General features: G+C 70.5%; 18 protein-coding genes. 7 read left to right on the top strand and 11 right to left on the bottom strand.

The window, feature by feature from the left end; all coding sequences use genetic code 11:
- Positions 1-13 precede the first annotated feature (13 nt).
- From EIZ45_RS34685 to EIZ45_RS34675, 3 genes are read left to right on the top strand one after another with little or no spacing between them, the layout of a single operon-like run.
- Complete coding sequence (locus EIZ45_RS34685; RefSeq protein ID WP_134668003.1) at positions 14-1,408, top strand: VWA domain-containing protein; 1,395 nt, start codon at positions 14-16, stop codon at positions 1,406-1,408.
- Positions 1,405-2,490 (top strand): hypothetical protein, encoded by a 1,086-nt coding sequence (locus EIZ45_RS34680; protein ID WP_240690874.1) that lies wholly within the window; start codon positions 1,405-1,407, stop codon positions 2,488-2,490. Before EIZ45_RS34685 ends, EIZ45_RS34680 begins: the two co-directional genes overlap by 4 nt.
- Complete coding sequence (locus EIZ45_RS34675) at positions 2,487-3,788, top strand: ABC transporter substrate-binding protein (RefSeq protein ID WP_134668002.1); 1,302 nt, start codon at positions 2,487-2,489, stop codon at positions 3,786-3,788. Before EIZ45_RS34680 ends, EIZ45_RS34675 begins: the two co-directional genes overlap by 4 nt.
- A gap of 720 nt (positions 3,789-4,508) precedes the next feature.
- On the opposite strand, the gene EIZ45_RS34670 is transcribed toward EIZ45_RS34675, so the two are convergent.
- The 5 genes from EIZ45_RS34670 to EIZ45_RS34650 form a co-directional block, all read right to left on the bottom strand.
- Positions 4,509-5,078, bottom strand: coding sequence for a TetR/AcrR family transcriptional regulator (locus EIZ45_RS34670; protein ID WP_037818094.1), 570 nt, complete (start codon positions 5,076-5,078; stop codon positions 4,509-4,511).
- A complete protein-coding gene (locus EIZ45_RS34665; RefSeq protein ID WP_134668029.1) occupies positions 5,075-6,970 on the bottom strand; it encodes a YhgE/Pip domain-containing protein in 1,896 nt (631 codons plus the stop codon). The genes EIZ45_RS34670 and EIZ45_RS34665 overlap by 4 nt, the downstream gene beginning before the upstream one ends.
- Before the next feature lie 26 nt (positions 6,971-6,996).
- Positions 6,997-7,725, bottom strand: coding sequence for an ABC transporter ATP-binding protein (locus EIZ45_RS34660; protein WP_037818095.1), 729 nt, complete (start codon positions 7,723-7,725; stop codon positions 6,997-6,999).
- Positions 7,726-7,833: 108 nt separating this feature from the next.
- The gene (locus EIZ45_RS34655) at positions 7,834-8,808 is read right to left on the bottom strand and encodes a GNAT family N-acetyltransferase (protein WP_370318225.1); all 975 of its coding nucleotides are present in this window, start codon (positions 8,806-8,808) and stop codon (positions 7,834-7,836) included.
- Entirely contained in the window at positions 8,745-9,596 is an 852-nt protein-coding gene (locus EIZ45_RS34650; RefSeq protein WP_134668001.1) for a class I SAM-dependent methyltransferase, read from the bottom strand. Before EIZ45_RS34650 ends, EIZ45_RS34655 begins: the two co-directional genes overlap by 64 nt.
- A 345-nt stretch (positions 9,597-9,941) precedes the next feature.
- Here EIZ45_RS34650 and rpsA point away from each other — a divergent pair, with 345 nt between their 5' ends.
- Positions 9,942-11,435, top strand: coding sequence for a 30S ribosomal protein S1 (gene rpsA / locus EIZ45_RS34645; protein WP_037818097.1), 1,494 nt, complete (start codon positions 9,942-9,944; stop codon positions 11,433-11,435).
- 663 nt (positions 11,436-12,098) lie between these two features.
- On the opposite strand, the gene EIZ45_RS34640 is transcribed toward rpsA, so the two are convergent.
- Positions 12,099-12,725, bottom strand: coding sequence for a TetR/AcrR family transcriptional regulator (locus EIZ45_RS34640; protein ID WP_134668000.1), 627 nt, complete (start codon positions 12,723-12,725; stop codon positions 12,099-12,101).
- A gap of 158 nt (positions 12,726-12,883) precedes the next feature.
- On the opposite strand from EIZ45_RS34640, the gene EIZ45_RS34635 reads away from it, so the two are divergent.
- A complete protein-coding gene (locus tag EIZ45_RS34635; RefSeq protein WP_043828561.1) occupies positions 12,884-13,324 on the top strand; it encodes an OsmC family protein in 441 nt (146 codons plus the stop codon).
- A 217-nt stretch (positions 13,325-13,541) separates the two neighbouring features.
- Here the strand turns inward: EIZ45_RS34635 and EIZ45_RS34630 are convergent, their stop codons facing one another.
- Entirely contained in the window at positions 13,542-13,763 is a 222-nt protein-coding gene (locus EIZ45_RS34630; protein ID WP_037369167.1) for a hypothetical protein, read from the bottom strand.
- 303 nt (positions 13,764-14,066) lie between these two features.
- Between EIZ45_RS34630 and coaE the strand changes: the two genes are divergently transcribed.
- Together coaE and thrS are read left to right on the top strand one after the other, a co-directional pair.
- Entirely contained in the window at positions 14,067-15,251 is a 1,185-nt protein-coding gene (gene coaE, locus EIZ45_RS34625; RefSeq protein WP_037818103.1) for a dephospho-CoA kinase, read from the top strand.
- Between the two features lie 177 nt (positions 15,252-15,428).
- A complete protein-coding gene (thrS, locus tag EIZ45_RS34620; RefSeq protein WP_134667999.1) occupies positions 15,429-16,637 on the top strand; it encodes a threonine--tRNA ligase in 1,209 nt (402 codons plus the stop codon).
- Here thrS and EIZ45_RS34615 read toward each other — a convergent pair.
- The 4 genes from EIZ45_RS34615 to EIZ45_RS34600 all read right to left on the bottom strand — a co-directional run bounded on the left by EIZ45_RS34615 (position 16,634) and on the right by EIZ45_RS34600 (position 21,712).
- Positions 16,634-17,260 carry a response regulator transcription factor gene (locus EIZ45_RS34615; RefSeq protein WP_037818105.1) on the bottom strand — a complete coding sequence of 209 codons (627 nt, stop codon included), beginning with the start codon at positions 17,258-17,260 and terminating at the stop codon, positions 16,634-16,636. The two genes, thrS and EIZ45_RS34615, sit on opposite strands and share 4 nt — an antisense overlap.
- Positions 17,257-18,501, bottom strand: a complete 1,245-nt coding sequence (locus EIZ45_RS34610) for a sensor histidine kinase (RefSeq protein ID WP_037818107.1) — start codon at positions 18,499-18,501, stop codon at positions 17,257-17,259. Before EIZ45_RS34610 ends, EIZ45_RS34615 begins: the two co-directional genes overlap by 4 nt.
- An 83-nt stretch (positions 18,502-18,584) precedes the next feature.
- The gene (locus EIZ45_RS34605; RefSeq protein WP_370318224.1) at positions 18,585-20,102 is read right to left on the bottom strand and encodes an ArnT family glycosyltransferase; all 1,518 of its coding nucleotides are present in this window, start codon (positions 20,100-20,102) and stop codon (positions 18,585-18,587) included.
- 95 nt (positions 20,103-20,197) lie between these two features.
- Positions 20,198-21,712, bottom strand: coding sequence for a glycosyltransferase family 39 protein (locus EIZ45_RS34600; protein ID WP_167756640.1), 1,515 nt, complete (start codon positions 21,710-21,712; stop codon positions 20,198-20,200).
- Between the last annotated feature and the right edge of the window lie 5 nt (positions 21,713-21,717).

Here is a 21,717-nt window from a genome sequence, read left to right as displayed (position 1 = left end):
GAAGGGGCGAGGGATGAGCAAGGGTTGGGACGTCGAGGTCCATCAGAACCGCTACCTCGGCGAAGGCGACACCGCGATGCAGGCCGTGGTCACCGTTTCCGCGCGCGCCGACGGCGACGCCGCTTTTCGTCCGCCGGGCGCGGAAGTGCTTCTGGTCGACTGCTCGACCTCGATGCGCTACCCGCCCACGAAGATCGCCGCCGCGCGCCGGGCCGCAGCCGCGGCGATCTGGGCCCTCCCGGACGGCGTCGCTTTCGCCGTCGTCCGCGGCACCGAGCGCGCCGACCTGGCGTATCCGGCGGAGTTCGGTCTCGCGGTCGCGTCGAACGAAACGCGGGCAGCCGCAGTCGCCGCAGTGGAGCGGTTCGTCGCGGTCGGCGGCACCGCGATGGGCACCTGGCTGGAGTGCGCAAGGCACCTGTTCGCTTCGGTGCCGGATGCAGTGCGCCACGCGATCCTGTTGACCGATGGGAACAACCAGTCGCAATCTCCGGAGGCACTGCGTCGCGAGCTGGACGCCTGTGAAGGCCAATTCGTCTGTGACGCAAGGGGAATCGGCGACGGCTGGCAACGCGCCGAGCTGGTCGAGATCGGCCGGGTGCTGCGCGGTTCCGTCGACTCGGTGGTGCGCGACGAAGACCTGGTCGACGACTTCCGCGCACTGATGGCCGCGGCGCTCGCCAAGGTCATCCCGTCGGCGCGGCTGCGGATCGGCGTCACCGAGCAGACCACGCTCCGGTTCGTGAAACAGGTCTGGCCGAGCGAATACGACCTGACCTCGCGCTGCGTCCCCGACGGCGACCGGAAAACGGTCCTCTCCCTCGGCTCCTGGAGCGCCGGCGAGACCCGGGAATTCCAGCTCGCGGTCGAGGTTTCGGCAGACGCTCCACCGGAATACGGCTCCGACCGGATGCTCGCCTGGGTCGAGGTCGACGGCTCACCGGATTCGGCGGTGCCCGTTCTGGCGCACTGGACCCGCGACCCGGTCGCACCGACACTGGTCGACCCGAAGGTGCGCCGCTACACCATGCACGCCGAGTTGAGCGAGGCACTGGTCAACGCCGACGAGGCCTACGCCGCGGGCGACCACGCCAGAGCGGCGCGGGAATGGGGCCAGGCCGTCGAAATCGCCACGCGGACCGGCAACACGGAGGTGCTGCGCCGGCTCGCCCGGGTAGTCGAAACGGACGGCGACGACGTGCGCCTGCGCCCCGAGGTCACCCGCAGCGAACTGCTCAACCTGCTGGTCTCCACGGTCTCGAACGTCGGCGGCGAACCTCGCGACACCCGCGCCGTGCCCGTTCCGGACGCCGAACCGGCGATCTGCCTGCAGTGCGGAAACCCGAACCCGTGCGACGCGCGATTCTGCGAGGAGTGCGGCGAACGGTTCGACGGAGGTGCCGCGTGACGCTGCGGACACGACAAGCGCTCGTGCGGATCCGGGCAGTGCTGCTGGCCGGGACCGTGCTCGCGCTGGTCACGTCGTACCTCGCGGTGAGCGGCGTGGTCCGGACAGCCGACCAGATCTCGTCCGCGACCAGCCGGGCGATCCTCGAGGTCGCGGCCGCGCGGGACGCCCTCGTGTCCGCCGACGCCGCCGCCATCGCCAGTTTCGCTTCCGGCGAAGCGAAACTGGCCGGTCCAGGACAGGAGTACGAAAACCGGATGGCGTCGGCGAGCCAAAGCCTCGCGCGCGTCGCGGAGTTCAACCAGGCAGGCGAGCCTGGCACCGGAACCCTGCAAACCGTCGAAGGCCTGGTCGCGTCGTACTCCGGCGCCATGGGCCAAGCGGACGCGCACTTCCGGCAACCCGGCGGGGAACTGGTCGGGCTGGCCGACCTCTGGTATGCCTCGCTGCTGCTGCACGGCCCCGACAACGTCCTCGACCTGCTGGGCAAACTGCAAAAAGACGAACGCGCCGCCCTGGACACCCAGATCTCCGGCACGAGGATGAGCGCGGGCCCGCTGATCCTCTGGCTCCTGCCGCCGCTCGTCCTGCTCGCCCTGCTGGTGTCGACGCAGGTCTTCCTCCGCCAACGCTTCCGCCGCCGCTTGAACCTGCCCCTGCTGGGCGCGACCGCCCTAGGACTGGGCGTCGTCGCGGGTCTGCTGCTGGCCGCCGCCCTCGCCGGACGCCTCGATACCGTGCGCAGCAGCGTGGACGAAGCAGTCGCCGTCCGAGAGAAAAGCATCGAAGCCGCCGACGCCGACGGCCACGCCCGCTTAGCCGCCCTCCTGTACCAACGCTGCGGCCCACCCGGCTGCGGGTCCACTGTGGACGATTTCCGCCGCCAAACCCTCTCCGCCTCGACCACCGCTCCAGCGCAGAACGCCATCACGTCCGCCGCCCGCGCCGTGACGTCCGCCGGAACCGCAGCCACCGAATCCGGCGGCTTGCCAGTGCTGGTCCCGGCCGCCCTGATCCTCGCCGGAGCCCTGACCGTCGTCGGCTTGTACCGAAGGATCGACGAATACCGGTACCGCCCATGAACCGTCCACTGTGGAAGAACTTGCTCCTGCTGGCCGCCGCCGCGCTGGTAACGGCTTCGTCGGCGTGCGGAGTCGCCGCAGGCAGCAACACGCTGCAGGTGATCGGCGTCTGGACCGAAGGCGAGGAAGCCGCGTTCAACCAGGTCAAGCAACGCTTCGAAGCGAAGACCGGCATCGAAGTCCACTATCAAGGCACGCGCGCGGTAGAGCAGGTCCTGGCCGCCGACGTCCAGCAAGGCGCCGCCCCCGACATCGCAGTCCTGTCCAGCCCCGGCCTCTTGGCCGACTACGCCCGCCGCCAGGAAATCAAACCCCTCGACTTCCTGGAACCCCAAGCCGAATCCTTCTACGGCAGGCAATGGGTCAACCTGCAACGCCTCGGCACCGGAAAGCTCTACTCCGTCGCGGTGAAGGCCGACCTCAAAAGCGCGATCTGGTACCGCCCAGCAACCCTGCCGGGCCCGAAACCCACCACCTGGCCGCAGCTGGTAACCCTGGCGAACAGCCAGAACACCCCTTGGTGCCTAGGCTTAGCCGCCCCTCCCACCTCCGGCTGGCCCGGCACCGACTGGATCGAAGACATCCTGCTGCACTCCGCAGGCCCGGAGATCTACCGCCAATGGTCCGCCGGAACTCTCCCGTGGACCTCAGACCCAGTACGCAAAGCGTTCCAAGACTGGGGCACCCTGGCAGTACACCCCGGCGGCATCCAAGGCGGCGCCCCCTCCGCCCTGCTCACCGACTTCCGAGACGCAGCCCGCCCCCTCTTCGCCGACCCGCCAGGCTGCCGAATGGAACACCAGGGTTCGTTCGCGATGGGCAGCTACCAAACCATGCACCTGCACACCCCGGCCGGCCCCCGCCCGCAACCGGGAACCGACTACGACTTCTTCCCGTTCCCCGGCTCCGGCGCGTCGGAGGTTTCGGCAGATCTGGCCGCGATGTTCGCCGACACCCCGCAAGCCCGCCAGTTCCTGGAGTTCCTGGTCTCGCCGGAAGCCCAGCAAATCTGGGCAGACAACCCCAACGCGACCGCCTTCTCCGCAGGAACCGCCGTCGCGAAGAACGTCTACCGCGACCCAGTGCGCCGCAAGGTCGCCGACACCCTCACCTCAGGAAAACCCGTCTGCTTCGACGCCTCCGACCTAATGCCCAAAACCATGACCGGCGCCTTCTACCGAGCAATCCTCGAATACACCGCAGACCCCACCCAACTGGAACCTTTGCTAACCCGCCTAGAAGACACGAGAAAAAGGATCCCGAACGCAGACTGGCTCAACGTCCCCTGTGGACAGTGAAGCCGTGAGGGGAACCCTCATTGACTCTGATTCCCCCAGGGTGGCCCTCACGACCGTTCGCCGGTCCGTGAAGGGCTCCTTCACGGACGTGGATTCCCTCAAGGAGCCCTTCACGCCCCACCCGCCAGCGCCCCACCCGCCCGCGATGCGCCCCAATGCGGCATTGGGTGCGTCAGACGCAACGAACGCCACATTGGGTGCGTCGCATGCACCCAATGCCACATTGGGGCGCTAGCCCCGCCACGAACGAAACCGCCACCGATGCACCCAGCAATCGGTGCACCCACACCACCCCCGCACCCCGATACGAAGCTCTCCTGCGGTCTGAGGGTGCTTGTCAAGGCATCTTTCCCGCCTTGACAAGCACCCTCAGACCGTCAGCACAATCAAGCTTCGGGGTGCCCCACGCACGCCAGAGCGCAATGTCGCCGCCAGGCGACGAGCCGAGACACCCCGAGGGAGGATTCACCCGCCCCCAAGCCCAGTCAGCGGTACCCCAGTAACCACGACCCCACTTAGCGTGACCCACGCAGGAAGAACCAACCCGGAAGGACCGAGCAATGATCAAACGCCTGTTCCAGACCGTCCTGCGGCACGGATGCTGCTCCGCCTGCACCGGCAAGGGCTGCGGCTGCTGCGCCAACTGCCACTAACCCCCAGGGGCCCGGCACCGAACGCCGGGCCCCACCACGTCGCCCAGGAAAGGCCACCCCCCGAGCTTCACCTCTTGACCCCGCGAATCAGCAACATCACCGACCCCAGCACATCCGCCCGATCCCGCGCCGGATGAAAAACCTGCCAATCCAACGCCACCACGAGCATCGTCCCGAACAACCCGGCCGCGGCCGTAGCGATGTCCAGCCCCTCCGGCAACCGCCCAGCCGCGTCCAACCGCTCCAGCTGCGCCTTCACGACAGCGATCAACTCTTCCCGCAGCAACGCCAACGTGTCGTGCCACCGCCCCGGCGTATGCCACAACTCGCTGACCACGATCTGCGAAAACCCCGGATACTCCGCGATGAACTCCAGCGTCGTATCCACCTGAGCCTCGATCACCGCCAACGGATCGTCGTCCGACCCGGCAGCCCGCAACCGCCCGGCGAGCAGATCCACGCCGAACCGGAGCAGCGAGTCGACGAGCCCGTCCTTGGACCCGAAGTTGTAGTAAACGGTCCCCTTGGCGACCCCGGCCTCCGCCGCGATGTCGTCCACAGTCAGCCCGACCAGCCCTCGACTGGCCGACAGCCGCAAGGTGGCCTCGAAGAGCTTCCGTTTGGTCGTTTCCCTCACAGGCTCAGCTCGGGCTTGAGCGCCGAGACCGACCACACCCGGTGTTTGCGCGCGGCGAGAGTGGACAGCAGGATCCCGCCGACGAGGTACGCGACCAGCACCCCTACGTCACCGAGGATCTGCAGCGACGCGCCGGAATACAGCAAGTGCCGGAACCCGTCGATGGCATAGCCCATGGGCAGCACTATGTGCAGCGGATAGAGCGCGTCCGGAATGGTCTGCCACGGGAACGTGCCGCCCGCGCTCACCAGCTGCAGCACCAGCAGCACGAGCCCGAGGAACTTGCCGACCGCGCCGAAGAGCGCGTTCAACGCGTGCACGATCGACGTGAAGGCCAGTGAAACCAGACAGGCGAAGCCGATCGCGCCCAGCGGATGCGCCACGTGGATGCCGACCAGCCAGGTCACCGCGGCGAACAGCACGATCACCTGCCCCAGCCCCAGCACGGCCGAGGACAGCCAGCCGCCGAGCGCCACGCGCAGCGGCGACGCGCCGGCGGTGAGTGCGCGCGTCGACAGCGGGCGGATCAGCAGGAACAGCACGAACGCGCCGATCCAGGTGGCCAGCGAGATGAAGAACGGCGCGAGCCCGGCGCCGTAGGTGCCCGCGGACGCGACGCCGTTCGACGTGACCGCGACCGGGTCGGCGATCGTGTTCGCAGTGGCGGTCCGGGTCGGGTCGTCCGGGTTCGGGATCTGCTTCAGCCCGGCGGCGAGCCCGTCGCGCAGCTTCGCCGAACCGTCGGCGAGCTGGTCGGTGCCGGTGACGGCGGTCTTCTCGCCGTCGTTGAGCTTCGCCGCGCCGTCGCGCAGCTGGTTCGCGCCGTCGGACGCCTGCGCGATCCCGTTGGCCAGCTGCGGCGAGGCCGACGCGAGCTGGTGCGCCCCGTCGGACACCTGCCGGGCGCCGCTGGAGAGCTTCTGCAGGTCGCCGTTGGCGGACTGGATCTTCCCGTTCGCCTGGTTCGCGTCCGTGCGCAGCTTGTCGTAGTCGGCCAGGATCGAGTTCTTGAGATCCTCCGACATCCCGGATTCCTGCAGCTTCGCGGCCAGCTGGCTGCGGTAGCTGTCGATCCGGCCCATCACGTCGGACGAGGCGGACGCGGCCAGCGAGCCCGCGTTCGCCACCTTCTGGTTGCCGTCGGCCACCTGGCCCGCCCCGTCGGCGAGCTTCTGCGTCTGGCTCGGCAGCTGCGCGGTGCTCGATTTGAGCGTGCCCAGCCCGGTCGCGAGACTGCTCGACCCGGTGGCGAGCTGGCCCGCGCCGTCGGACAGTTGATGTTGCCCGGTCTGGAGTTTCGCCGCGCCGTCGGCCAGCTGCTTGGCCCCGTCGGTCGCTTCGGAGATCTTGCCGTAGATGGTGGAGAAGCCGACGAGGAACTTGTCCGCCGCCTCGCTGCCCACCTTCTCCGCGATCGTCTTGCGGACCTGGTCGGCCACCTGTTTCGCGATGGTGCCGGACAGGTAGTTGTTGGCGTCGTTGGTGGTGAGCGTGATGGTCGCCTGCTCCGGCTCGAAATTGCCGGACGACAGCAGCGCCTTCGAGAAGTCGTGCGGGATGCCGATGGCGAACGAGTACTTGTCGTCGCGCACGCCGTCCCGGGCGTCCTTTTCGGACACTTGGTGCCACTGGAAGGTGCCGGACTTCACCAGTTCGTCGGTCACCTCGCGGCCGACGTTGCGCTCGGCCCCGCCGGAGTCCTTCGCGCCGGCGTCCTCGGTGAACACCGCGGCCGGCAGCTTGTCGAGGCGGCCGTACGGGTCGTAGTTCGCGTAGAGGTAGAACGACGCGTACAGCAGCGGCACCATCACGAGCGCGAACATGGCGAGCTTCGGCAGGGTCCCGGTGGACAGCCTGCGCAGCTCGTTGCGCGCGATCCGGAACGCGTTCAGTCCGCCGGCCCGCTTGTGGGGGGTGGTCATGCCCGGTCTCCCTCGGAGTTCTCGGTTTCGGCGGTCAGTTCGGCGGTGTCCGGGAGCTGCCGGGTCTGCTCGGCCTCGGCGGGTTCCGGCGGGGCGTACAGCCGGACCGGGTCCGGCTGCTCGACCTCGCCGACCTTGGCGGGCGGGCAGGGGAGCGCCGACTCGGGCGTCGTCGCGGCCAGCACCGCCACAGCGAACCCGCGGGCGGCGTGCTCCCTCGCGACCGCGGCCCAGGTCTCGACGTTGCTGGTGTGCCGGTCGGGCGCGTCGAGGACGAGCACGCGCACGCCGTCGCGTTCGGCGGCCAGCGCGGCGAGCAGCCGGATGCGCAGCGCGGGCTCGAGATTCTCGAACCGGCTGTCGGCGTACGGAGCCGCGTCGTGCTGGGAGAGCCAAGCTGTGACAGCATCCTTGCTGGAAGGACGGTGTGCGAGCGCCAGTTCTTCGCCGGCGACGATGCGCAGCGACAAGGCCTCGTCCGGCTCGCTGACCCCCGGCGAGTCCACGACGGCCACGAGCCGCCGCAGGTCGCCCTCGGGTTCGGCGGTCACGGTCCCGGTGGTCGGCTTCAACCGCCCGGCCAGCGCGAGCGCCAGCGCGGTGATGCCGACGCCCGGTTCGCCGTGCACGACGGTGAGGCAGCCCTCCTCGACGGTGAGCGAGGTAGGCGGCAACAAGGGGCCGTGGGGACCCTTCAGGGACACCCGGTCGGCACGGACCTGCACAGGACACACTCCACGGATTTTGAACTGACTAGTCAGTTCAAAAGTTAGACCTGACCTGGCGAGGTCGGCAAGGCGGCTCGCCGGACGTCACACCAAAGAGCGGCGGGCTCAGCGCAAGGCCCACGCTGGGTGTGCCTCCCAGGACGTCCACAGCGGCCGGTAGCCCTGCCGGTGCCAGAACACCGACGACAGGGGATTGGTCGGGTTGTAATAGAGGTAGGTGCCGGTCGCGCCCTGGTTCAGCAGCTCGCGGTGCGCGCGGGCCATCAGCGCGCGGCCGATCCCGCGGCCGCGGCTGCCCGGGGCGGTGACGACGTTGTTCACGTACCCCCAGCACCCGGTCGGCAGCAGCTCGGCGGCCTCGTTCCCGGGCGCGGATTCCACCCAGTCGCATTGCGCGAGCGCCGCCACTTCGCCGTCGGCCTCGGCGAGCCAGGTCGCCTTCTCGCCGAGCGCGCGGCGCAGCGCCGGGCCGAGCAGCTCCGCGGTCTGCTCGCGTTTCCGGTGCGCGACAAGGCCGGTGTAGTCGAAGGTCGCGGTGCACAGCGCCAGCGCCGCCGGATAGTCGTCGGGTCCGGCGAGGCGGATCGACGCGTCCGCGGCGGTTTCTTCCGGCGCGACGGCGGGGCGAACCGCCAATGCGGCCAACGGAACCAGCCCGTGATCGAGAAAAGCCCGGATGGCTTCGGCGTCGCGGCTCGGCCAGTTGACCACGCACGCCGAATCGGCGCCCGGCGCTTCAGTGTCCACTTGGGAGCGGAGCGCGCCGAGCAGCGCGTCGAACGCTTCGGTGCCCGCGGTTTCCGGATCCGGGAACAGCTGCCACACCTCGGCCGCCGACCAGAGCAGGGGAGCGTCGCCCGGACCGTGCCGGTAGCGCTGGAGCATCGCGGAAACCTGCGTGCCGGACGCCGTCACCGCGCGCAGCCGCTCGCCGCCCGCGAGCGGGACGGGCGGCGGCAGGAGCGGGTCGAGTTCGGCGAATCGGCCTGCGGAGCTCACTGCCGCAGCGTAGCCGGTCAGTCGCGGCGCGTGCGGAAGATCGCGGTGCCGGGGAACAGCCTGCCGCGCAGCGGGCTCCACTGGCCCCAGGTGCGCGTGTGGCCCGCCGGCCATTCCGGTTCGACGAGGTCCTCCAGCGCGAAGCCCGACGCGGCGAGCGCGCGCACGTAGTCGCCGAGCGTGCGGTGGTATTCGACGTACGTCGCCGTGCCGTCGTCGTCCACCTCGACGTACGGCGTGCGGTCGAAGTACGGCTGGGTCGCGGTGAGCCCCTGCGGCCCGGGATCGTCCGGGAAGATCCACCGCATCGGGTGGGTCACCGAGAACACCCACGGCGCGCCGGGGCGCAGCACCCGGCGCACTTCGCCGAACACGGTCTCCAGCGACGGCACGAAGGGGAGCGCGCCGAACGCCGAGCACGCGATGTCGAAACTCGCCGCGGCGAACGGAAGCCGCTCGGCGTTCGCCTGCACGAGGGGGACCGCCGCGCCGGTGCGGGCGTTCCCTTCGCGGGCGTGCCGGAGCATGCCGCCGGACAGGTCGGTGGCGACCGGCTCGGCCCCGGCGGCGGCGAGCCAGCGCGAGCACGCGGCCTGTCCGCAGCCGACTTCGAGCACCCGCTTGCCGCGCACGTCGCCGAGCAGCCGCGCGTCTTCCTCGCGCACGCCCTCCGGGCACCAGACGAAATCGGCGTCGCCGAGGAATCCGCCGTGGGTCGCCTGGTAGTCGTCGGCATCCGCGTCCCACCAGGCCAGATTCGCCGCTTCCGCCTCGTTCCCGGCGACTTCGCGATGGGCGACGCCGACCGTGCCGAGCCGTTCCTCGGCGCTCGCGTGGCGGTCCGCCGGGACCGCGGCGGGCTCGGGCATGCCGGTCTCCTCTCCCGGGTGCGGCCGGCTGGGCGCGGGGAATGCCCGGACCGGCGGAAACGTTGCGAGGAAGGTACCGGGAGCCGAGGGCGACCCTGATTGTGTCCCCCGGACAGGCCCGCGTACGATACGTGTTAGCGCAGTGGGGTTCGCGCTGCCTGGGTGACTACCCACCGGGGCCGCGCATCGTCAGCGGGTCATGCCGCGGTCGTTCACTGGTGGAACGTTTGGTCGCCGGACGTTTGAGCAGGGTCGTCGCATGCCGGTTGCGAGCCCGCCGCGTGCACTGCCGGTAGCCAACTTCACATCCACCTACGACACCCATCCACCGGAGCAACCCGCCTAATGACCACCGACACCGCCACCGCCCCGACCGCCCCGACCGGGGCCCCGCAGGTCGCCATCAACGACATCGGGTCGGAGGAAGACTTCCTCGCAGCTATCGACAAGACGATCAAGTACTTCAACGATGGGGACATCGTCGAGGGCACCATCGTCAAGGTCGACCGCGACGAGGTCCTGCTCGACATCGGGTACAAGACCGAGGGCGTCATCCCCTCGCGCGAGCTGTCCATCAAGCACGATGTCGACCCGGCCGAGGTTGTCGCCGTCGGCGATGAGGTCGAAGCCCTCGTTCTCCAGAAGGAGGACAAGGAAGGCCGTCTGATCCTGTCCAAGAAGCGCGCGCAGTACGAGCGCGCCTGGGGCACGATCGAGGAGCTCAAGGAGAAGGACGAGCCCGTCAAGGGCACCGTCATCGAGGTCGTCAAGGGCGGCCTCATCCTGGACATCGGCCTGCGCGGCTTCCTGCCCGCGTCGCTGGTCGAGATGCGCCGGGTGCGCGACCTGCAGCCCTACGTGGGCCGCGAGCTCGAGGCGAAGATCATCGAGCTGGACAAGAACCGCAACAACGTGGTCCTGTCCCGCCGCGCCTACCTCGAGCAGACCCAGTCCGAGGTGCGCAGCGAGTTCCTCAACGCGCTCGCCAAGGGCCAGGTCCGCAAGGGCGTCGTGTCCTCCATCGTCAACTTCGGCGCCTTCGTGGACCTGGGCGGCGTCGACGGCCTGGTGCACGTCTCCGAGCTGTCCTGGAAGCACATCGACCACCCGTCCGAGGTCGTCGAGGTCGGCCAGGAGGTCACGGTCGAGGTCCTGGACGTCGACATGGACCGCGAGCGCGTCTCGCTGTCGCTGAAGGCGACCCAGGAAGACCCGTGGCGCCAGTTCGCCCGCACCCACGCGATCGGCCAGATCGTGCCGGGCAAGGTCACCAAGCTGGTTCCGTTCGGTGCGTTCGTGCGCGTCGAAGAGGGCATCGAGGGCCTGGTGCACATCTCCGAGCTGGCCGAGCGCCACGTGGAGATCCCGGAGCAGGTCGTCCAGGTCAACGGCGACGTCATGGTCAAGGTCATCGACATCGACCTCGAGCGCCGCCGCATCTCGCTGTCGCTGAAGCAGGCGAACGAGGGCGTCACGCCGGAGACCGAGTTCGACCCCACCCAGTACGGCATGGCCGCCGAGTACGACGCCGAGGGCAACTACATCTACCCCGAAGGCTTCGACCCGGACACGCAGGAGTGGCAGGAAGGCTTCGACAAGCAGCGCGAGGAGTGGGAGCGGCAGTACGCCGAGGCCCACACGCGCTACGAGGCGCACATGGCCCAGGTCAAGAAGGCCGCCGAGGCCGACGCCGAAGCCGCTGCCGACGCTGCCACCGGCATCGAGGGCGGCGACCAGAGCTACACCTCGTCCGCCCCGGTCGAGGCGAAGAGCGGCGGCACGCTCGCCAGCGACGAGCAGCTCGCGGCCCTGCGCGAGAAGCTGTCGGGCGGCGCGTGAGCGACTGACTCGCTGAGTCTCTGACAAGTTCGGCCCCGGTCCCTGGCGGACCGGGGCCGAACTGTTTTTCCGGTCTTTTCCCGCTGGTCGGCGGTGCGATCGGGGTGGCTGGTCGCAGTGCTGCGCGATGATGTCGGGCGGGCATCGGTTCTCGCGCCGAACTCGGCGAAACTCGTGTGCGGCATTCCCGAGCGGGGTTTCTCAGTAGCGCGGCCGCGAGGCGCGGCATGGACGGGCGTTGCTTCTCCGCACTAGCCGACGTCTGTGGGGCCTGAGGGAATGAGGGTTCCCCTCACGACATCCGCACCAGCCCCACCGCGCTCATCGACTGAGGGCAGCTGCGCGCACCACATCCGCGGAGTTTCGTTCTTCCGGCAGCGGGCGGCCGCGCGGCGGCAAGGTCCGTGAAGGGCTCCTTGAGGGAATCTGTTTCCCTCAAGGAGCCCTTCACGGAGCTCGGCGGGAGAGGAACCGTCCGGCGCGCCACGTCGGCCGGTGCCCCGCAGTGCCCCTGACAAGCATCGCTGCCGCGAACCCGCCGCACACCGGGCTACCGAGAAAACCTCGTCGCGGCATGGGCCGAAGTTGTAGCGCACCGCTCGAACCCCGGGTCGCGGACATCGGACCGAGCCGTTCTCCTCGGCTCGACGCACCGGGTGCGGGTCAGTTGCGCAGCCCGAGCCCGTCGATCGTCGCGTGGACTCCCCGGCGGTAGATGGTTTCGTGCGCGGATTCGTCCGAGCTGAGGAACCAGTCGTCGAGCGGGCTTTGCGAGCGGATCGTCAGCTCGACGCTCACCAGCCCGTGCATCGAGGTCCAGAGCAGGTAACCGCATTCCTGCGCGACGACGTCCGGCGGGCAGACCCGGTCGATTTTCGCCACGAACTCGGCGAAACTCGTGCGCAGCACTCCCGACCGCAACGCCGGGTCGGGGTCGTAGTCGTGCACCGAGCGCTCGAACATCAAGCCGTAGCGGGCCGGGCTCTCCAGTGCGAACCTGCGGTAGGCGAGGGCGACCTCGACCAGCTCGGCGATCCCGTCGGCCTGCGGAACGGTGCGCAGTTCCTCGCCCAGCAGGTCGAAAGCCCGTTCGTACAAGGCGTCCAGCAGGCCGGTGCGGCCGCCGAAGCGCGTGTACACCGTGATCGTGGACGCCCCGGCCTGTTCCGCCACCGCGCGCACGGTCAATCCGGCGACGCCTCGTTCGCTGAGGACGGTCAAAGCCGCGTCGAGGAACCGGCCGCGGTTGTGCTGCTCCGCCGGCCGTGTCGAGAGATGCCGGGTGGCCATCTCCCACCCCCTTTTGCCCGTGCTCCGCAGGAAGCGCGTCCGCTTCTCGCAAGCAGAAGATACGATATTCACGGCTTCTTGGGAACGTCGTTCCCGGACCGTCCACAAGCGACCGCCCGGACCGGGCGGGCGGTGCCGAGCAGAAGGAATCCCTCCCCATGACCCAGCCGGAACCCGGCATTGTCGTCGTCACCGATGCCGGGAGCGGCCGCTACACACAGCGCGTCACGACCGCGGGCCACGAATTCCTCGCCGACGAACCGGAGAGCGTGGGCGGCGCGGACGCCGGTCCCACGCCGTACGACCTGCTGCTGTCCGCGCTCGGCACCTGCACCTCGATGACGCTGCGAATGTACGCCGACCGCAAGGGGATCCCGCTGACCCGCACGACCGTCCGGCTCCGGCACGACCGCGTGCACGCCCGCGACTGCGAACGCTGCGAGACCGAGGTCGGGCTGATCAGCCGGATCACCCGGGAAATCTCCCTGGAAGGCGACCTCGACGACGCCCAGCGCGCGCGGCTGCTGGAGATCGCGGACAAATGCCCGGTGCACCGCACGCTGGGCCACGAGATCGCGATCGAAACCCACGCGGTCTGACCCTTCAGCACCAACGCCGGGGACTCACGCAAAGCCTTGCGGGCGCACTGAGGCATGTCCGCCCAGGCCGACGCGGGTGGCTTGAGTGAGGTCCGTCCGTGAGGGCCACCCTGAGGGAATCAGATTCCCTCAGGGTTCCCCTCACGCACTCGCCGTAGTGCGCCGACGTTGACGTCCTTTGTGGGTACGTCGCGGACCTGTCGTGGAGAGCGGCGGGTCAGGCGCGTTCCAGCGAAACCGAGGGGACCCAAGCGTGTTCGAGCGCGGCTTCGCGGGCGCGGCGGCGGAGGCCGGCCAGGCTGTGCTTCGCGGGCACGAGCAGCGCGCTGAACCACGTGCGCCGGTACTCCGCTAGTGCGTCCGAGACCTGGCGATAGGAGACGCAGTGCACCAGACCCGGGGTGCCGAGCCGGTGCTTCCCGACGTGCTTCTCCGCCATTGTTCCTCCGTGTGGGCGACCCTTCCGCCGCGCACGGTACGCACTCGACCCGCGAAAACAGCGCAAGCACGCGGCGTGTCACCCACATCAGTTCGGCTACGCCCGAAAAAGTGCTTGCGTTTGCGCGGAGGGTGTGCGGGTACGTGTGCGATTGCACGTGCAGGGCATCCGGTGTCGCCTGAGCGGGTGACGGCGGGGCTCATTGCGCATCCGGCCGCGAGCGGAGCGACGCCTCGGTGCGGCGAAGTCGTCCGGCCGTGGCGGTGGTCGGATGGCCGACAATCGGCACAGTAGGGTGTGGCCATGCTGCGAGTGGGCCTGACGGGCGGGATCGGTGCTGGGAAGTCGACGGTGGCGAACCGGCTGGCTGAACACGGGGCCGTCGTCATCGACTCCGACCGCATCGCGCGCGAAGTCGTCGAGCCGGGCACGCCCGGGCTTGCCGCGCTGGCCGAGGCGTTCGGCGGGGAAATCCTCGCCGAGGACGGTTCGCTGGACCGTCCCGCGCTCGCCGCGCGCGCGTTCGCGGACGACGAATCGCGCAGGCGGCTGAACTCGATCGTGCACCCGCTGGTCGGGCAGCGCACCGGCGAGCTGATGGCCGCGGCCGCGGACGACGCGGTGGTGGTGCACGACGTGCCGCTGCTCGTGGAGAACGACCTCGCGCCCGCGTATCACCTGGTGCTGGTGGTCGACGCGCCGGTGGAGGTGCGCGTGCGCCGGCTGGTCGAGGTGCGCGGCATGCCCGAGGCCGACGCGCGGGCGCGGATCCGGGCGCAGGCCGCGGAGGAACAGCGGCGCGCCGTCGCGGACGTCTGGCTCGACAACGGCGGCACGCCGGACGTCGTGCTCGCCGAAGTGGACGCGTTGTGGGCGGACCGGCTGGTGCCGTTCGAGGCGAACCTCCGGCTGCGCAAACCGCGTCCGCCCGCCTCGCCGGTGATCTCGCCGTACGACTCGAGCTGGCCGCTGCAGGCCGAACGCCGGCTGGCGCGGCTGCGGCAGATCGCGGGTTCGCGGCTGGTGCGCGCGGACCACATCGGGTCCACCGCGGTGCCGGGCCTGCCCGCCAAGGACGTCCTCGACCTGCAGCTCACCGTGTCCTCTTTGGACGATGCGGACGCGCTCGCCGAGGCGCTCGCCGACGCCGGTTTCCCGCGCCGCGAAGGCGAATGGTGGGACGACCCGCAGGGCGGCGACGGGAAGTGGCTCAAGCGGTTCCACCAGAGCGCCGACCCGAAGCGGCCGGTCAACCTGCACGTCCGGTCCACCGAAACCCCGGCGTGGCGACTCGCGCTGCTGTTCCGCGACTGGATCCGCGCGCACCCGGACGAGCGCGACAGCTATGCCCAGGTGAAGGAAGAACTGGCGCGCAAGCACTCCGCGGACGGCACGGTCGAGCAGTACGCGGAAGAGAAGCAGGGCTGGGTCAACGAGGCGTTCGTGCGCGCGGAGAAGTGGGCCGGGCAAAGCGGCTGGAAGCCCTGAGCCGGAAAACCGGATGCGGACCCGCCGGGTGCGGGGTTACCGTTCGCGCCGTGATGCGCGCCCAGTCCACGACGACGCCGGATCCCGTCCCGGCGCGCTGAACACTGCCATTCGAGCCCGGGGCGAGCGCCCCGGGCTTCGTCGTGCGCTCGCCTCGCCTTCCGTGAGGAGACCGCCATGCCCGACCACCGCAAACTCGGCCGCGAACTCGGCCTGTTCGGCAGCGACCCGCTGATCGGGGCGGGACTGCCGTATCTGCTGCCCGACGGCGCCGCCGTGCGGCACGTGCTGGAGGAGTACGTCCGCGAGATCGAACGCCGGGCCGGCTACCGGCACGTGGCGTCGCCGGTGCTGGGGAAACGCGAGCTGTACGAGCTTTCCGGCCACTGGGCGCATTACCGCGACGACATGTTCCCGCCGATGGATCTCGGCGGCGAGCAGGTCGTGCTGCGGCCGAGCCTGTGCCCGCACCACGCGCTGATCTACCGTTCCCGCGCCCGCAGCCACCGCGAACTGCCGCTGCGGCTGGCCGAACTCGGCGGGATGTACCGCGCCGAACTGTCCGGCGTCCTCGGCGGGCTCAGCCGGGTGCGGGCGATCCAGTTGAACGACGCGCACATTTTCTGCCTTCCCGAGCAGGTCGGCGCGGAGGTGCGGGGTGCGCTCGCGCTGATTCGCCGCGTGTACCGGGATCTTGGCTTGAAACCCGCGCGCTACCGCCTTTCCTTGCCGGACAACCGCGGCAAGTACGCCGGTGCGGCCGAGGCGTGGGAGCAGGCGGCCGAGGTGCTCGTCGACGCGCTCGACGGCATCGAGTACGAACGCGGTCCGGGCGAAGCCGCGTTCTACGGCCCGAAGATCGACATCCAGATCGCCGACAGTTCCGGCCGCGAATCGACCCTGTCCACTGTGCAGGTCGACCTGCACCAGCCGGAGCAGTTCGGGCTCGAATACGTCGGTCCGGACGGCCGCGCGCACCGGCCGGTACTGGTGCACCGCGCCGTGCTCGGCAGCCTGGAACGCGTGCTGGCGCAACTGATCGAGGAACACGGCGGTGCGTTCCCGCCGTGGCTGGCACCGGTGCAAGTGGCGGTGCTTCCGGTTGGCGACGCGGAACTTCCGGCGGCCGAAGCGGTCGCGGAGGAGGCGATGGACGCCGGATTGCGCGCCGAGGTCGTTCCGGCGGACCGGGGGAGCCTGGGCGCCCGGATCCGGGACCGGCGGCTGGTGCCGTACCAGGCGGTGCTCGGCCCGCGGGAGGCTGCGGAGGGGCTGATCGCGCCTCGGCTCCGGGACGGCCGGAAGCTGGATCCGTTGCCGGGCAAGGAGTTCGTGGCTGCGGCGGTGGCCCAGGTGGCGTCCCGCAGCAGCGACCTGTGGGGCTAGGAGCCGATCAACCCGCGCTCGAAAGCCACTGCCACCGCCGCCGCGCGGTCCTTCACGCCGAGCTTCGCGTACGCGTGCAGCAGGTGCGTCTTCACCGTCGCCTCGCTGATGAACAGCTTCTTCGCCGCTTCCTTGTTCGTCGACCCGCGCGCGACGAGGTTCAGCACCTCGATTTCCCGCTGCGACAACGGTTCCTGGGCCGGTGCGCGCATCTGGCCCATGATCCGGCTCGCGACCGCGGGGGAGAGGACTGCCTCGCCGCGGGCGGCGGCGCGGACGGCGCGGAACAGTTCCTCGCGCGGCGAATCCTTCAGCAGATAGCCGGTCGCGCCCGCTTCGATCGCGGGCAGCACGTCGGAATCCGTGTCGTACGTGGTCAGCACGAGCACGCGCGCCGGGTTGCCGAGGCGGGCGAGTTCGGTGATCGCGGCGACGCCGTCGGTTCCGGGCATCCGCAGATCCATCAGCACGACGTCCGGCCGAAGGGCCTCGGCGAGCGTGACCGCCTCGGCTCCGTGCGCAGCCTCGCCCAGCACCTCGAAGCCGCGCTCGCCGGTGAAGATGCCGCGCAGCCCGTCCCGGACGATCGGGTGGTCGTCGGCGATGAGCAGCGTGATGGTCATGAGGCCCCCTCGGTCGGATCCAGTGTCGCAGCCGGGATCGCGGGCAGGCGCGCCGAGATCGCGGTGCCGCCGCCCGGTTCGGACTCGACGTGCAGGGTGCCGGCGAGGCGTTCGGCGCGCCGCCGCATGCCGGGCAGGCCGTGCCCGCCTTCCGCCGAGGGCGGCGCAGGCGGGTGCGCGGGATCGAAGCCGACGCCGTCGTCGCGCGCGTCGAGAGTCACCTCGTCGCCCATGTACGACAGGGTGATCCCGGCTCGGCTGGCCCGCGCGTGTTTGGCCACATTGGACAGTGCTTCCTGGGTGATCCGCAGCAGGCTGGCTTCCAGCTCCGGATGCAGCGGGACGGCGGTCCCGGTGGTCGAGAATTCCGCGGGCACGCCGGTGCGTTCGCTCCACAGCCGCGCGACCTCGGCGAGAGCTTCGGGCAGCGTCGCGGTTTCGAGCGGTTCCGGGCGCAGCGCGGCGACCGAACGCCGGGCCGCGGTGAGGTTTTCCCGCGCGAGCTGGGTGGCCGCGGCGAGGTGGCGTTCCCATTCGGCCGTGTCGCCGCGGGCTTGGGCGGCGGCTTCGAGCTGGGTGATGATCCCGGTGAATCCCTGCGCGAGCGTGTCGTGGATTTCCTGGCTCAGCCGCTGCCGCTCGTCGAGCACGCCCGCTTCGCGCGCCTGCGTGAGCAGTTGCCGCTGCAGCCCGCGGTTCTCCGCCTCGGCCGCCGCCAGCTGGTCGAGCATCCGCTTGCGTTCGGCGTTCTGCCTGCCCACGGCGGCGAAGACCGCGCCGCCGCCGCTGATCGCCGCGGTCTGCACGGTCACCAGCGCGATCCAGATCCCCGGCGAGTCCGACAGCGCGTGGATCGGCCCGCCGAGCGTCATGGTGTTGATCAGCAGCGACGTGACGCCGATGCCGAGCACGGCCAGCACCATCGGCTTCATCCGCATGGCGGCGAAGAACGCGTAGATCATGAAGATGACGAAGTACGTTTCGCGCGCTTCGAGGATCGCGCCGAACGTGACGACCCCGGCGAACGCCACGGCTGCGGTCACCGGGTGATCGCGGAGCTTCGGGCTGAGCACGACGGTCGTCAGCAGCAGCCAGACCGCGGCGCCGGCGGCGATCAGCAGGGTGGCCGTCCGGTAGTCGCTCGTCCGGCCGCTGCCCAGCACGGTGAGCAGGACGGAGACCGCCAGCAGGAGCCACGCGAGCACGGTCTCGGCCTGGCTGAACCACCGGTGCCACCGCACCGGCGTCCTTTCTTTCCACCCCACCGCCGGAGGCGTCAGCGAGCCCCGCCAGTCGAGTTTGACCCCCCGGAGGTCTTCGAGTCTCACGCCTTGAGGTCCTTCAGCTGCGGCCAGATCCCGGCCCAGGAACCGATCCGGCCCTCGAGCAGCCAGATCGGCATGTGCCGGCTGGAATTCGGGACGCCGAGCCGGTTGTCGACCTCGCCGACGACGCGCGCGGACCGGAAGTGCGCGGCCAGCTTCGCCGGTTCGCGGCCGACGAACAGCACCGTGTCGGCGTTGTCGTTCGGGCGGCCGAAGTACCAGAATCCGCGGCTCGCGCTGTACGCCTCGGGCAAGCCCTGCTCGGGCCCGTAGCGGCCGAGCGCGCCTGCTTGCCAGTACCCGCCGGTGACGAGCGCGGTGCGGGTCCGTTCCTCCGGCGGCAGCGCGCGGTACTGCTTGGCGACGGACGCGGCCAGGTCCGGCCAGCCGTATTCCTCCATCGCGTACGCCGGGCGCGGCGCGGTCGGATGCTCGACCAGCCACTGCTCGGGCCACACCGGGAGCGCGTAGGGCAGGCTGTAGAGCGCGGAGAGGACGAACAGCGGCCACGTCGGAACCCAGCGCCACCACAACGCGGGCCGCCGGTCCTGCAGGTGCACCGCGGCGCCTGCCCACAGGATGCCGAAAGTGCCCGCGGCGTAATAGAACCGGCCGTTGCCGATCAGGAAGATCGCGAAGACGCCGAGCGCGGTCCAGCCGAGGAACCGGTACGCGCGCAGCCGGGCGCTGCCGAGCAGCACAGCCAGCCCGTACAGCACGCCCAGCGCGCCGACGACCAGACCGGCTCCGGCGAGCAGCGCGGGCACGAACATCGCCCGGCCGCCCGCTTCCTCGACCTCGCGCGAGACCGCGTCGCCCATGCCCAGCTGCGGCCAGCCGTTCGCGGCTTGCCACAGCAAGGTCGGCACGCACGCGACCGCGGCGATCGCCGCGCCGGCCCACAGTTTGGGGCGGCGCAACAGGTCCCGCGGCCCGAACACGAGCGCGGTGATCGCGGTGACCGCCCAGAACCCGCCGATCAGGAACTTAACGTTCAGCCCGACCGCCGTCGCGACGCCGAGCCACAGCAGCAGGTTGTCGTCGCGGGTGCGGATCCAGCGCACCAGCAGCCACAGCACGATCGTCCACAGCAGCGGGTCCACAGTGGACGTCGCGAGGTAGTGGCCGCTGCCGACGAACTGCCCGCAGATCGCGTACGCCGCGGCGGCGCGGGTCTGCGCCTTGCGTTCGCCGCCCATTTCGCGGGCGATGAGCGCGGTGAACACCACGCCCGCGGCGGTCGCCAGGATCGCCGGGATCCGGAACACGACGAGCGAGCCCGGCGCGACCGAGTTCGCCAGCCAGGCGAGGAACGGCAGCACGGGCGGCTGGTCCGCGTAGCCCCACGCGAGGTGCTTGCCCGCGGCGAGGAAGTACAGCTCGTCGCCGAAGTAGCCGTAGCGGCCGGCGGTGGCGAGGAGTACGGCGGCGGTCCCCGCGGCGAGCAGGAAGACCGGCCGCCGGGCGAACCCGGCGAGCGCGCGGCCGGGCGTGCTCGGTGCGGTGGCCGTGGTCACGGCATCCATCCTGCTCCCTGTCGGCGAATCGGGGGCTGGCCTCGCCCGCACCCTACGGGCGAGGCCGTCCGCCGTCCCACTGCGGGTGCCGCCGGTCAAGTCCCGGTGTTCGCCAGCTCGGGCCAGATTTCCGCCCACGGCCGCAGCCGCGCCGTGGCCAGCCACATCGGGGTGCCGTCGAGCACACTCGGCTTCGCGCTCCCGGTCGTGACCGCGCCGGCCGGCTCGAGGTGGGCGAAGCGCCCGAGCAACGGCCGGGGATCGGCCCCGACGAACAGGACGTCGCGCGCCGAATCGGGCGGGACGGCCAGTGTCGCGTACCCGCGGTTCGGGCTGGTCGGCTCGGGCAGGCCCAGGTCGGGGCCGTAGCGGTCGAGCGCGCTCGCGGTCCAGTAGGTCTCGCCGACGATCGCGGTGTGTGCCGGGTCGGGCACGCCGCGGAACGCCTTGGCGACCGACTGCGCGGCTTCCGGCCAGCCGACCTCACCGAAGGAGAAGGCGGGCGTCGGCAGCGACGGGTTCTTCTCGACCCAGGAGTGCGGCCACACCGGCAGCGCGGCGGGCAGCATCAGCAGCGCGGAAAGCACGAAGACCGGCCACGTCGGGATCCAGCGCCACCACCGCGCCGCCTGCCCGTTCTCGAGCTCCACCGCCGCGACCGCCCAGCATGGCGCGAACATGCCCGCGATGTAGTACGAACGGCCGTTCACCGCGATGAACACCACGGCCAGCGCGAGCGTCGTCCAGGCGAGGAAGCGGTAGGAGCGGAGCCGCGGCGAACGCAGCAGCCGCCACAGGCCGTAGCCGAGCAGCACGAGCCCGATCGGGACGCCGGCGAGCAGCAGCACCTGCGGGATCCAGGTCAGCCGCCCACCCCAGGACTGGCCGACCTCGTGCGAGATCGCCGCGCCCATGCCCAGCTGCGGCCAGCCGTGCTGGGCCTGCCACACGAGCGTCGGCACCAGCGCCAGCGCGGCGATCGCCGCCCCGGCCCACAGCAGCGGGCGGCGCAGCAGGTCGCGCGGGCCGCAGATCAGCAACGCGATCCCGGCGACGATCCAGAAGCCGCCGATCAGGAACTTCACGTACAACGCGAACGCGGTGACGATCCCGGCCCACAGCAGCAGGCCGTCGCGCCGGGTGCGGATCCAGCGGACGAGCAGCCAGAGCAGGACGGTCCAGAGGAACGGGTCGAGCGTCGAGGTCGCCAGGTAGTGGCCGCTGGCGACGAACTGGGTGCAGGCGGCGAAGGTCGCGGCGGTGATCGCCTGCGCGCGGGCGCGCCCGCCGAGTTCGCGGGCGATGAGCGCGGCGAACACGACGCCGGCGAGCATCGCCAGCATCGCCGGGAGCCGCAGGACGAACAGCGAATCCGGCGCGATCGCGTCCATCGCGCGGGCGAGCAGCGGCAGCAGCGGCGGCTGGTCCACGTAACCCCAGGCCAGATGCCGTCCGGCGGCGAGGAAGTACAGCTCGTCGCCGAAGTAGCCGTAGTTGTTCGCGGTGAGCGCCATCGGCACCGCCATCAGCGCGGCGATGCCGAACACCGGCATCCGGGCGAACGGCGCGACCGAGCGGGCTGTCGTGGCTTCTTCCTGTGTCGTGGTCATCGCGC

The organism is Amycolatopsis sp. CFH S0740, from assembly GCF_004522315.1.
In the GTDB taxonomy this organism is placed as follows: Bacteria; Actinomycetota; Actinomycetes; order Mycobacteriales; family Pseudonocardiaceae; genus Amycolatopsis; species Amycolatopsis nivea.
The sequence above is the reverse complement of the archived record's forward strand: the minus strand, read 5'-3'. Positions and strand labels throughout refer to the sequence as shown.

Coding starts and splice junctions, on each gene's coding strand:
- EIZ45_RS34685 (WP_134668003.1), top strand. CDS start 14: ATGAGCAAGGGTTGGGACGTCGAGGTCCATCAGAACCGCTACCTCGGC.
- EIZ45_RS34675 (WP_134668002.1), top strand. CDS start 2,487: ATGAACCGTCCACTGTGGAAGAACTTGCTCCTGCTGGCCGCCGCCGCG.
- EIZ45_RS34650 (WP_134668001.1), bottom strand. CDS start 9,596: ATGCCCGAGCCCGCCGCGGTCCCGGCGGACCGCCACGCGAGCGCCGAG.
- rpsA (WP_037818097.1), top strand. CDS start 9,942: ATGACCACCGACACCGCCACCGCCCCGACCGCCCCGACCGGGGCCCCG.
- EIZ45_RS34640 (WP_134668000.1), bottom strand. CDS start 12,725: ATGGCCACCCGGCATCTCTCGACACGGCCGGCGGAGCAGCACAACCGC.
- EIZ45_RS34635 (WP_043828561.1), top strand. CDS start 12,884: ATGACCCAGCCGGAACCCGGCATTGTCGTCGTCACCGATGCCGGGAGC.
- EIZ45_RS34630 (WP_037369167.1), bottom strand. CDS start 13,763: ATGGCGGAGAAGCACGTCGGGAAGCACCGGCTCGGCACCCCGGGTCTG.
- coaE (WP_037818103.1), top strand. CDS start 14,067: ATGCTGCGAGTGGGCCTGACGGGCGGGATCGGTGCTGGGAAGTCGACG.
- thrS (WP_134667999.1), top strand. CDS start 15,429: ATGCCCGACCACCGCAAACTCGGCCGCGAACTCGGCCTGTTCGGCAGC.
- EIZ45_RS34615 (WP_037818105.1), bottom strand. CDS start 17,260: ATGACCATCACGCTGCTCATCGCCGACGACCACCCGATCGTCCGGGAC.
- EIZ45_RS34600 (WP_167756640.1), bottom strand. CDS start 21,712: ATGACCACGACACAGGAAGAAGCCACGACAGCCCGCTCGGTCGCGCCG.